Source organism: Virgibacillus siamensis, from assembly GCF_900162695.1.
GTDB classification, from domain to species: Bacteria; Bacillota; Bacilli; order Bacillales; family Amphibacillaceae; genus Lentibacillus; species Lentibacillus siamensis_A.
Map to the genome: position 1 here is coordinate 328,000 of NZ_FUIH01000006.1, position 10,892 is coordinate 338,891.

The following is a 10,892-nucleotide window of genomic DNA, read 5'->3' on the forward strand; positions in this document are numbered from 1 at the left end:
CCAGCCATTAATCTGGGGAGGAGATATTATGACGGCGATACTGGAAACAACGGACTTGTCCATATCTTTTGGCGGTCATACTGCGGTGAATCGCATTTCGGTACAGATTCCTGAAAAGAAATTCACCTCCATTATAGGGCCGAATGGTGCGGGAAAAACAACTCTGTTCAATCTCCTGAGCGGACAGCTTACACCAACGGAAGGGAAGATTTTTTATAAAGGGCAGAATATAACCAGGCTTTCCACAACAAAACGTGCCCGAATGGGAATCGGACGATCATTTCAGATAACAAATGTTTTTCCCGATTTAACAGTTCTGGAAAATGTTCGGCTGGCAGTACAGTCAGAGGCAAAAGTACGTTACCAGATGCTTGCACACTTCAAGCATTATAAAAAATTTGCTGATAAGGCAATGTCGCTTTTGGAAAAGGTTTTTCTGGAATTAAAAGCTGAACAGCTTGCGGCAAATCTTGCACATGGGGAAAAACGAAAACTGGAATTGGCGATGCTGCTCGCTTTAAAAACAGATATTCTGTTGCTTGATGAACCGACTGCCGGCATGTCATTAGAAGAAGTCCCGGCGATTATTGACGTAATCAAAAATATTAAAGCAGAAGAGGATCGGACAATTGTACTTATCGAACACAAAATGGATATGATTATGGATCTTTCGGATGAAGTACTTGTTTTATTTCACGGGGAACTGCTGGCAAAAGGAACGCCTGAAGAGATTATTGAAAATGAAACAGTTCAGTCAGCTTATTTGGGAGGTATGTATGATGAACAGCTTGCTTGAGGTAAAACAGGTTAAAGCATACATACAGCAGTTTCATATTTTACACGATATTTCCTTTGAGGTTCCAAAAGGCGAGGTAACAGTGCTGCTCGGAAGAAATGGTGCCGGCAAGACGACAACATTACGGACGATTATGGGATTAAACAGCATGTCAAACGGCTCTATCTTATTTAAAGATCGCGAAATTGGCGGGTTAAAGACACATTCCATTGCTAAAGGCGGTGTTGGCTATGTACCGGAGGATCAGGGTATTTTTGCTGAACTGACTGTCGGCGAAAATATGAAGGTTGCCATCAAGAAGGAAGATGAGGAAACAACTCAACGGATGGAATGGATTCTTGAACTTTTTCCGGACTTAAACAAATTTTGGAAAAAACAAGGCGGTAAGCTGAGCGGGGGACAGAAGCAGATGCTTGCCATAGCACGGGCATATGTGAATGAAAATGATCTGCTGCTGATTGACGAGCCAAGTAAAGGCCTTGCCCCGATTATAGTGGAAAAGGTTATGGAATCCATCCAGGAAATGAAGGAACGAACAACTATTTTACTGGTAGAACAGAATTTCATGATGGCAAGCAAAATTGGTGACCGCTTTTATATTATTGATGATGGCCGAACCGTTCACAACGGCAGTATGGAAGATTTACGCAATGATAAAATGCTGATGCAGAAATACCTCGGTATAGCTTAAAGGGGGGAGATAGGGATGGATTTAATTTTCGGATTAACCATTAATGGCCTGGCCACCGGAATGATTATATTTTTGCTCGCAGCCGGCCTGACACTGATTTTCGGATTAATGGACGTTCTGAATTTCGCCCATGGCGGCTTGTTTGTCTGGGGCGCCTTCAGTGGGGTATGGGTGTACAACTTAACTGGCAGCTTTTTGCTTGGAATTGGCGCAGCGATTGTTACCGGCCTGATTCTCGGGGCGATAACGGAGTTTTTGATTATCAGACCGGTATACGGGAATCATATCCAGCAAATATTGATTACGCTTGGGCTTATGCTTGTACTGGCTGAATTGATTAAAGTGGTGTTCGGGCCGGAACAGCAATCCGCCCAACCGCCGGCATTTCTGGACGGGAGTTTTATGCTGTGGGATGTCATTATTATCAAATATCGGTTATTCATCATTGCAGTCGGCATTCTTGTATACGCTGCGACTTCCTTTATATTAAAACGGACACGAATTGGTTTGATAGTCCGGGCAGGTGTGATGGATAAAGAAATGGTCCAGTCGCTCGGGATAAACATACAATTTGTATTTATGGCTGTATTTATGGTCGGGGCAGCGATGGCCGCATTAAGCGGTATGCTGATGGCACCGTACTCCGGTGTGATTTATGCGGAAATGGGACTTGAATTTGCAATCCTGGCATTTATTGTCGTTGTAATTGGCGGAATGGGCAGTTTTAAAGGATCATTGTACGCAGCACTTTTGGTTGGATTAACACAGGCGTTTATGGCCTATTATGTGCCTGCCCTCAGCTTGGCGGTTAATATGCTGCTGATGGCAGCGGTGTTGATTTTCCGTCCACAGGGATTATTCAAGGTGAAGGGGTGAAAAAATGCAGTTGCGTCAAGTTGAAAAAAGCACCTGGATTTATCTAGGTATTGCACTGATTTTATTTGCGGTACCATTCATTTTCACTGAACGAAGCATTCTGTTTTTAATCATGCAGATTTTTATTTTTGGCATCTTTGCTATGAGTTATGATTTGCTTTTAGGCTATACCGGCATTATATCGTTTGGGCATGCCATGTTTTTCGGAATCGGTGCATATTCTGCGGCTTTGATGATGAATCAAAACGATGCGACGATTATTTCACTCGTTGCCGGTATTATACTGGCCGTTATCATTGCTGCACTTGTCAGCTTTATTGCCGGCATCATGACATTACGCCTGAAAAGTCATTATTATGCCATGCTGACACTGGCCCTCGCAGGTCTGTTTCTGGTAGCGGCAGAGAAGTGGACCAGTCTGACCGGAGGCGGGGAAGGGTTTACATTTTTGCTTCCTGATCTGCTTCGTGATTCTGGAACAATGTATGTGATATGTCTCGTTTCATTAATTATTTTCTTTTTTGGGCTCAGAAGATTTACTAATTCACCAATGGGCAAAGTGCTGGTGGCAATTCGGGAAAATGAAAACCGAACTGAATCACTCGGATTTCAGGTGCTTCATTATAAAGTAATCGTCAGTGTTATTTCCGGAATCATTGCAAGCCTTGCAGGTGTTTTATATGTTTTATCACTGCGCTTTATCGATACCAGCGTTTTTGCTGTGGATGTAACACTGGACGCACTTCTGATGACCATCATCGGAGGAGTCGGAACGCTGGTCGGACCGATTATCGGCGCCGGGTTAATGGAATTCGCGCACCATTGGTTGTCGGATTTGGCCGATGTACATTGGATTTTCGAACGATGGATTATTATATATGGAACCGTTTATATTCTGGCTGTAATCTTTTTTCCACAGGGTATTATTGGTACAATTCAAGGCAAATTTGTAAATCGCTTACGAAAGTGAGGTGAAATAATGGAACCAATTGGCGTGTTAAGTACAGGTGTATATATTCCGGAGAAAAAAATGACCTCAACCGATATTGCAGAACAGTCGGGGCTTCCAATTGAGGTAGTTGAACAGAAGATGGGAATAAAGGAAAAACCAATACCCGGTGAAAAAGACCATACATGTGCCATGGGTATTTTTGCTGCCGAAAAGGCAATTGCCAAAGTGAATTTAAATCCCGGGAAAATTGATCTGGTCATTTATATTGGTGAGGAACATAAAGAATATCCATTATGGACTGCCGCAATCAAGCTGCAGCAGGAAATCGGCGCAGTAAATGCCTGGGCATTTGATACAGCATTACGCTGCGGCACAACCATTATGGCATTGAAAGTTGCCAAGGACATGATGACAGCAGATAATTCAATTAAGACAGTTTTGCTTGCCGGCGGGTATCGGAATGTTGATTTTATTAATTATCAGAATGCGCGCACCCGCTTTATGTTTAACTTAGGAGCAGGCGGGGGTGCGATTATCCTGCAAAAAGGTCATACAAAAAACCAGTTGCTTGCGACCCATATGATTACAGATGGAACTTTTTCTGAAGATGTTGTTGTTCCGGCAGGCGGAACGAAATCCCCGCTCACAGGAAAAACACTTGATGCAGGTCTGTATCAGCTGGATGTGATGGACCCGTCCGGCATGAAAAGAAGGCTGGCGGATAAATCGATGGTCAATTTTATCGCTTGCATCGAAAAGGCTTTGGCTAAAAGCGAATTGGATAAAAAAGATATCGATTATGTCGCGATGCTGCATATGAAGCGTTCAGCGCATTATTATGTTTTGGACCAGCTGGGTCTTGATCATGACAAATCTATTTATCTCGAAGACTATGGACATATTGGTCAGATGGATCAGATTATTTCACTGGAGCTCGCGGAAGCTGATGGTAAACTAAAGAATGGTGATGTGGTTGTACTAGTTTCCGCGGGGATTGGTTACGCATGGGGGGCAAACGTTATTATTTGGGGTAAACAAGAGGAGGCTGGATAGATGGTAAACGTTTCGATGAAACAAGTGTCTTTGCCAAATGGGGAGGAAATAGCCTATCGTGAACGTGAGGGCGGTGATGTTAAGGTACTGCTTGTCCACGGTAACATGACTTCATGTGTACACTGGGATGTGGTGATGGAAACTATGAGTGCGAACTTTAAAGTGTTTGCAGTTGATCTGCGCGGGTTCGGTGAATCCTCCTATCATCATACGATTGAATCGATTAAAGATTTTTCAGACGATTTGAAGCTGTTTTGTGATGAAATTGGTCTGCGGGACTTTGCGCTGGCAGGCTGGTCGCTCGGCGGCGCAGTAGCACAGCAGTTTTGTGCGGATTATCCGGGCTATGCAAATCAGCTGATACTCATTGCATCAGCGTCAACACGGGGGTACGCATATTATGCGACGGGGGAGAATGGGTTGCCCGATACATTAAACCGTCTGCATTCACTGGAAGAGGTTAGAACTGACGGGAAAACGAAGCTCATCCAAGGTGCCTATGACACAAATAATTATGATTTGCTCCGACAGACATGGAATATGCTGATTTATCGTAATCGAGAGCCTGATCCGGAACGATATGATCATTATTTGGCGGATATGACAACCCAGCGTAATCTGGCTGAAACGTATCATGTTTTGAATTGGTTTAATATCAGTAATGTCCATAACGGATTGGTGGATGGGAACGGGAAAATGGAACATATAACTATTCCGGTTCTGATTGCCTGGGGTAATGAAGACCTGGTTGTTACGAAACAAATGACAGATGAACTCATTGAAGATTATGGAGAAAAAGCAATTTATAAAGAATTACCCGGATCCGGCCATTCCCCGCTGATAGACAATCTGGATCAACTGCTTCGGACAATGGAAGATTTTTTAACGGAAAGGACGTCAGTAAATGAATAGATTGCAGGATAAAGTAGCGATTATTACCGGAGCTGCAAACGGAATCGGTTTGCAGGCAGCGAAAACCTTTGCAACGGAGGGGGCGCGGGTTATCATCGCAGATTTTGATGAAGGAAAAGGGAAGGAACGCGAGAAGGAATTGCTTGCAGAGGAGTTGACGTGCACATTTGTTCAGGTGGATGTTGCCGACCGGGTAAGTGTGGATGCTATGGTTGACAGCGTGTTATCCGGTTATGGGAAGATTGATATTCTGATCAACAATGCAGGGATTACCCGGGACGGAATGCTTTCCCGACTGACCCCGAAAGATTTCCAGCAGGTAATTGATGTTAACCTGACAGGTGTATTTCATTGTACGCAGGCTGTGCTGCCTTCGATGACAGCACAAGGTATAGGCAAAATTGTTAATACGTCTTCCGTAACCGGTACATACGGCAATATTGGCCAAACGAATTATGCAGCGGCAAAGGCAGGGATTATCGGAATGACAAAAACGTGGGCAAAAGAACTTGCTCGCAAGGGAATAAACGTTAACGCGGTAGCTCCCGGTTTTACTGAAACGGGGATGGTAGCCGAGGTGCCGGATAAGGTAATTGATAAAATGAAAGCACAGGTTCCAATGGGGCGGCTCGGCAGACCTGAAGACATTGCAAATGCCTATCTGTTTCTCTCCTCCAATGAAGCTGATTATGTAAACGGACATGTCCTGCATGTAGACGGCGGTATCATGATGTAATGTGAAAGGCACTCTCGATTCGGGGTGCTTTTTTTCAATACAGGTGTAACCAGGATGTAACTTCTGTTTCCTATACTATCGGTAAAACAGATACAACGGAGGGGTTGCGATGCAAGCTGCGGTAGATTGGTTTCAGAGCAGGGTGAATTTATTCCCTGACAAAGTGGCGGTAGTGGATGCGGAAACAGATGTGGCCTGGACATATCATGAACTGAATAAACGGGCGGAATTTTTGGCACAGTATTTCGTTCAAAACGGAATCGGAAAAGGGGACCGGGTAGCACTGCTGGCACCAAATCATGTCAGTTATTTTGATTTTTTATTTGCCTGCATGAAAATCGGTTCCGTTTTTGTCCCTTTAAACTGGCGGCTTTCAATCGATGAACTTGATTATGTCCTGAAAGATTGTACACCAAAACTGATGGGGATTTCTCCGATTTTTCGGGGCAAAGTCGTGGAAAATCCAGTAACCTGTATTGACATTAACCATCATGATTATTTGGACAGATTAACGGTATCCGGTACATATTCGATTGAAAAGGTACCGGCGGAAGAAGATGCTCTCGCAATGATTTACACGGGTGGGACTACGGGAAAGCCTAAAGGAGCGGTACTGTCCCATCGTTCTATTTTATGGAATGCAATGAACACAATCATAAGCTGGAATCTGACGGCTGATGATGTAACGATGACCTGCCTCCCAATGTTTCATACGGGAGGGCTGAATGTGCTGTCATTGCCATTACTGCTTACGGGCGGTAAAGTAGTGATTTCCCCTGAGTTTGAAGCGGTTAAAGCAGTTAATGATTTGCTTAAATATCAATGTACAATTGTTTTATGTGTCCCAACCATGTATCACATGATGATCCGGACAGAGGCTTTTCAGCATGCCGCCTTTCCGCATATGAAAGTTTTTTTATCAGGTGGTGCACCTTGCCCGCATAAAATATACAGTGCATTTCGTGCCAAGGGTATTCCATTTAAAGAAGGGTATGGTTTGACAGAGGCCGGACCGAATAATTTTTACATTGATCCATCCGAAACGAAACGGAAACTTGGGTCTGTCGGGAAACCAATGCTTCTAAATGATATTAAAATTGTTGCAGCAAACGGAAATGAAGTCAGCGGCAGCGAGGTAGGTGAACTTCTGATACGCGGAAATCATTCTTTTGAATATTATTGGAATAACCCGGATCAGACAAAACAGACGCTTGTCGATGGATGGGTACATACCGGTGATTTGGCAAGACGGGATGGTGAAGGATACGTCTATATTGTCGGACGAAAAAAAGATATGATCATTACCGGCGGGGAAAATATTTACCCATTGGAAATTGAGCATTGGCTGGAATCGCATGAAAATGTGCATGAAGCAGCGGTGTTGGGATTTCCAGATGAAAAGTGGGGAGAAATAGTCGTTGCATTTATAGCAGCTGATGTTGTGATGAATGATTTGGAATGGAATGAGTACTGCGGACAAAAACTCGCCCGCTATAAAATCCCCAAAAAATTTATATTGCTTGATGAACTTCCCAAAACCCATGTCGGGAAAATTAATAAGGCAGCTTTGAAAGAAAAAATCATGTAATCGGTTTAACACGGATTTCTGAAGCAGAATTCCGTGTTATTTACTTTTCGCCGGGATTCCGTATACTATATTGTAAGAAAGAAGGTGGCAAAATGGATGCACCATACGTACATAAAATATTTACCGGGAAAGTGAAACAGATGGGTCATGAAGGTGCTGAAGACAGGATGGACAGGCCTTGGAATAGCGGCATATTCAAACAGGAGGCACAAGGTGAACGGTGGCTTGGAAAAACCGGTTTTATGGATGATGAAGTAGCTGACACGAAAAATCATGGCGGTCCGGAAAAGGCTGTCTTCGCCTATCCGAAAAAGCATTATGAGTTTTGGAGGAGTGAACTGGACCTGGATACAATCAGCGTTTCTGCGATGGGTGAAAATCTTTCCCTGGAAAATGCTGATGAATATCATATTTGTATCGGGGATACATTTCAATTCGGCGAAAGCGTGATTCAGGTATCACAGCCCCGTCAACCTTGCTGGAAGCCTGCCAGAAGATTTCGCATCATGGACTTTGCGCTGAGGATTCAGAACAGCGGGCGGACCGGGTGGTATTTTCGTGTGCTTAAGGAAGGGAAAGCAGGTGCGGGAATGCACCTTGAGCTAATCGAACGCCCATTACCACAGTGGACGATTGCTGCTTGTAATGAAGTAATGCATGTAAGGAAAGAAGATCTGCGGGCAGCTGATGATCTTGCTTCCTGCGGTTTGCTGGCGGAAAACTGGAGGCGAACCTTAACAAAAAGGCTGCGCGGTCAACAATCTTCAGTGGAAAAGCGTGTGTTTGGTCCGAACAAGTCATGATCTATGGAAATACATTGCATTGCAAAAAATGTTGTACATACACATTTAATATGGAGTATTATATTGGGTAAGAGATGCAGGAGGTATCGTTATGCTCAGTAATGCGTTTGTGATGGTTGCAATCATCCTTGTTATTAATATCGTGTATGTATCGCTGTCAACGATGCGAATGATTTTAACATTAAAAGGAAGAAGATATACAGCCGCTTTTGTAAGCATGTTTGAGATTGTCGTATATGTAGTTGGTCTTGGGCTTGTGTTGGATAACCTGAATGAAATCCAGAACCTGATTGCATATGCAATTGGTTTTGGTCTTGGTGTAATCGTCGGTACTCGAATCGAGGAGAAACTCGCCCTTGGTTATATTACAGTCAACGTTGTTTCGTCAGATCCGGATATTGAGTTCACCCGAAAATTGCGTGATCGCGGCTATGGAGTGACAAGCTGGTTTGCTTACGGGATGGATGGCGACCGTCTTGCCATGCAGATCCTTACACCAAGAAAATATGAACTGAAGCTGTACGAAACGATAAAGACCATTGACCCGAAAGCGTTTATCATTGCTTATGAGCCGAAGCAGATTCATGGCGGCTTCTGGGTGAAGCAGGTGCGGAAAGGCAGACTGTTCAATCCGCGCAGAAATAGTGTCCCAACAGCGAAGCCGGAAGCCAAACCGGAAGATACGATTGGTGAGTGAACAGATAAAAGAAAAAAGCATTAAAAACATGCAGCAGACATGTCTTTAATGCTTTTTTTATTGTAATGAAAAATGCAGGCAGTTGAAACTTTTTTTTGCTTGGGTCGTATTTTTAAAACAGAAAGGATACGATATGGTCAGGAAGGGGTTATTGCATGAAAAGGCGAAAGGTTTTAATTACTGTACTTTTAGTACTGTTGGTTTCAAGTTGCGGCAACGATGATGAAAATAGGAAAGAAGAAGAAAATACGGATGATACTTCGGTGGACACCATTAAAGGAACCTGGCAGGGCTCAATCAAAATACCAAGGCAGGATTTGCCGATTATTATTTCTTTTAAGGTTGGGAAAAATCTGGGGGGAACGATTAGTATTCCGGTTCAGGGAGTGGAAGATTTTCCACTTTCAAAGGTAACAATGAATAAGTCTAATGTTTTATTTCAGGCGAATATTCAAGGGCAGCATATTACATTTGACGGGTCAATCAAGGACGATACAATTCAAGGCACATTCACACAGAATGGTCAGTCTTTTCCGTTTGAATTGAAGAAAGGCAAGGATAAAGGGAGCCAAATGGAAGAAGATCAAGGACAGTTTTTGAGCTTGGAGACCGATCAAGGGACGTTGTATGCCGAATTGGTAACCCCAAAAGGAAATGCCCCTTATCCTGTTATGATCATTATTCCCGGTTCAGGACCCACAGATCGTAATGGAAATTCGAAGGCACTTCCCGGAAAAAACAACAGTTTGAAATTTTTGGCGCAGCAACTGGCACAACATGGCATTGCAAGTATTCGTTACGATAAACGAGGTGTAGGAAAAAATCTGCCTGCATTAATTCCGGAAGAAAAGTTGATTTTCAATCGATTTGTAAACGATGCTGTCGGATGGGCTGAAAAACTGAAACATGATCAGCGTTTTTCAAAGGTAGGCATTATCGGACACAGCCAAGGCTCACTCGTTGGTATGCTCGCTGCACAGGAAACAAATGTTGATGCTTTTATATCGTTGGAAGGAGCAGGCAAAGCCATTAATCAGGTAATGTATAACCAATTAAAAGAGCAATTGCCCGACAATCTTCTGGACGAAAGCAAGGATATTTTGGAAAAACTCCAAGCGGGCAAACGTGTTCAACATATAAACCCGAATTTGCAAAGCATCTTTCGTCCTTCAGTTCAGTCTTTCTTGTCCTCTTGGATGCAATACGATCCGGCTAAGGAAATCCAAAAACTAAACATTCCGGTGCTGATCGTTAATGGAAAACATGATATTCAAGTACCGGTAAGTGCAGCTAAAAACCTTTACAAGGAAAAGGGAAAATCGCAATTGTTATTGATTCCGAGAATGAATCATGTACTAAAAGAAGCGCCGAAAGACCGCCAGAAAAATATGCAAGCTTACAGTGACCCTGATCTCCCGTTAGCGAATGGATTAATAGAGGGTATTCTGGAATTTTTGGAAAACCATGGAATAAAATAAAACTATTTACAAAACCATTAATTTAGTAAAAACCGAACATTTATCTATCCGATAAAGGAATTGTTCGATTTTCATTGACATTTTGGAAGACGTTTTGATATTCTTAAAGAAGAAATGAATATGTACCTCATATATTTTCGGGGATACGGCCTGAAAGTTTCTACCCGGCACCATAAATGCTGGACTATGAGGGAAGGTGAGTCATTGTAATGCAATGATCCGTTATTATGTTTTGGTAAAGTCTATTCATCTTCTCTCATAATTGGGGGAGACGAATAGACTTTTTATTTTTAAATAGAGACAAACCATT

The 10,892-nt window shown here is 43.0% G+C and carries 11 protein-coding genes and 1 riboswitch; all 11 genes read left to right on the plus strand.

The features are described 5' to 3' along the window. The first annotated feature begins 28 nt into the window (after window positions 1–28). The 11 genes from B1K71_RS02605 to B1K71_RS02655 all read left to right on the plus strand — a co-directional run bounded on the left by B1K71_RS02605 (window position 29) and on the right by B1K71_RS02655 (window position 10,582). On the plus strand, window positions 29–796 hold the full coding sequence (locus B1K71_RS02605) for an ABC transporter ATP-binding protein (protein WP_077324441.1): 768 nt from the start codon (window positions 29–31) through the stop codon (window positions 794–796). Next, window positions 780–1,487: an ABC transporter ATP-binding protein gene (locus tag B1K71_RS02610; protein WP_077324442.1), complete on the plus strand. Its 708-nt coding sequence runs from the start codon at window positions 780–782 to the stop codon at window positions 1,485–1,487. Before B1K71_RS02605 ends, B1K71_RS02610 begins: the two co-directional genes overlap by 17 nt. A gap of 15 nt (window positions 1,488–1,502) precedes the next feature. Beyond that, window positions 1,503–2,363, plus strand: a complete 861-nt coding sequence (locus B1K71_RS02615; protein ID WP_077324443.1) for a branched-chain amino acid ABC transporter permease — start codon at window positions 1,503–1,505, stop codon at window positions 2,361–2,363. A gap of 4 nt (window positions 2,364–2,367) precedes the next feature. Further along, entirely contained in the window at window positions 2,368–3,333 is a 966-nt protein-coding gene (locus tag B1K71_RS02620; RefSeq protein ID WP_077324444.1) for a branched-chain amino acid ABC transporter permease, read from the plus strand. A gap of 9 nt (window positions 3,334–3,342) precedes the next feature. After that, complete coding sequence (locus B1K71_RS02625) at window positions 3,343–4,368, plus strand: 3-oxoacyl-ACP synthase (RefSeq protein ID WP_077324445.1); 1,026 nt, start codon at window positions 3,343–3,345, stop codon at window positions 4,366–4,368. Beyond that, complete coding sequence (phaZ, locus tag B1K71_RS02630; protein WP_077324446.1) at window positions 4,369–5,280, plus strand: intracellular short-chain-length polyhydroxyalkanoate depolymerase; 912 nt, start codon at window positions 4,369–4,371, stop codon at window positions 5,278–5,280. Beyond that, window positions 5,273–6,016 (plus strand): 3-oxoacyl-ACP reductase FabG, encoded by a 744-nt coding sequence (gene fabG, locus B1K71_RS02635; protein ID WP_077324447.1) that lies wholly within the window; start codon window positions 5,273–5,275, stop codon window positions 6,014–6,016. Before phaZ ends, fabG begins: the two co-directional genes overlap by 8 nt. 109 nt (window positions 6,017–6,125) lie before the next feature. Then, entirely contained in the window at window positions 6,126–7,604 is a 1,479-nt protein-coding gene (locus B1K71_RS02640) for a class I adenylate-forming enzyme family protein (RefSeq protein ID WP_077324448.1), read from the plus strand. Between the two features lie 92 nt (window positions 7,605–7,696). Beyond that, the gene (locus B1K71_RS02645; RefSeq protein ID WP_077324449.1) at window positions 7,697–8,407 is read left to right on the plus strand and encodes an MOSC domain-containing protein; all 711 of its coding nucleotides are present in this window, start codon (window positions 7,697–7,699) and stop codon (window positions 8,405–8,407) included. Between the two features lie 91 nt (window positions 8,408–8,498). After that, a complete protein-coding gene (locus tag B1K71_RS02650; protein WP_077324450.1) occupies window positions 8,499–9,104 on the plus strand; it encodes a DUF2179 domain-containing protein in 606 nt (201 codons plus the stop codon). Window positions 9,105–9,259: 155 nt separating this feature from the next. After that, window positions 9,260–10,582 (plus strand): alpha/beta hydrolase family protein, encoded by a 1,323-nt coding sequence (locus B1K71_RS02655; RefSeq protein WP_077324451.1) that lies wholly within the window; start codon window positions 9,260–9,262, stop codon window positions 10,580–10,582. Window positions 10,583–10,689: 107 nt separating this feature from the next. Then, a riboswitch (purine riboswitch) is annotated at window positions 10,690–10,789 on the plus strand. Window positions 10,790–10,892 lie beyond the last annotated feature (103 nt).

What these genes read in the sequence shown, in the direction of transcription:
- fabG (WP_077324447.1), top strand. Translation starts at nt 5,273, where the DNA reads ATGAATAGATTGCAGGATAAAGTAGCGATTATTACCGGAGCTGCAAAC.
- B1K71_RS02620 (WP_077324444.1), top strand. Translation starts at nt 2,368, where the DNA reads ATGCAGTTGCGTCAAGTTGAAAAAAGCACCTGGATTTATCTAGGTATT.
- B1K71_RS02605 (WP_077324441.1), top strand. Translation starts at nt 29, where the DNA reads ATGACGGCGATACTGGAAACAACGGACTTGTCCATATCTTTTGGCGGT.
- B1K71_RS02655 (WP_077324451.1), top strand. Translation starts at nt 9,260, where the DNA reads ATGAAAAGGCGAAAGGTTTTAATTACTGTACTTTTAGTACTGTTGGTT.
- B1K71_RS02640 (WP_077324448.1), top strand. Translation starts at nt 6,126, where the DNA reads ATGCAAGCTGCGGTAGATTGGTTTCAGAGCAGGGTGAATTTATTCCCT.
- B1K71_RS02625 (WP_077324445.1), top strand. Translation starts at nt 3,343, where the DNA reads ATGGAACCAATTGGCGTGTTAAGTACAGGTGTATATATTCCGGAGAAA.
- B1K71_RS02615 (WP_077324443.1), top strand. Translation starts at nt 1,503, where the DNA reads ATGGATTTAATTTTCGGATTAACCATTAATGGCCTGGCCACCGGAATG.
- B1K71_RS02645 (WP_077324449.1), top strand. Translation starts at nt 7,697, where the DNA reads ATGGATGCACCATACGTACATAAAATATTTACCGGGAAAGTGAAACAG.
- phaZ (WP_077324446.1), top strand. Translation starts at nt 4,369, where the DNA reads ATGGTAAACGTTTCGATGAAACAAGTGTCTTTGCCAAATGGGGAGGAA.
- B1K71_RS02650 (WP_077324450.1), top strand. Translation starts at nt 8,499, where the DNA reads ATGCTCAGTAATGCGTTTGTGATGGTTGCAATCATCCTTGTTATTAAT.
- B1K71_RS02610 (WP_077324442.1), top strand. Translation starts at nt 780, where the DNA reads ATGAACAGCTTGCTTGAGGTAAAACAGGTTAAAGCATACATACAGCAG.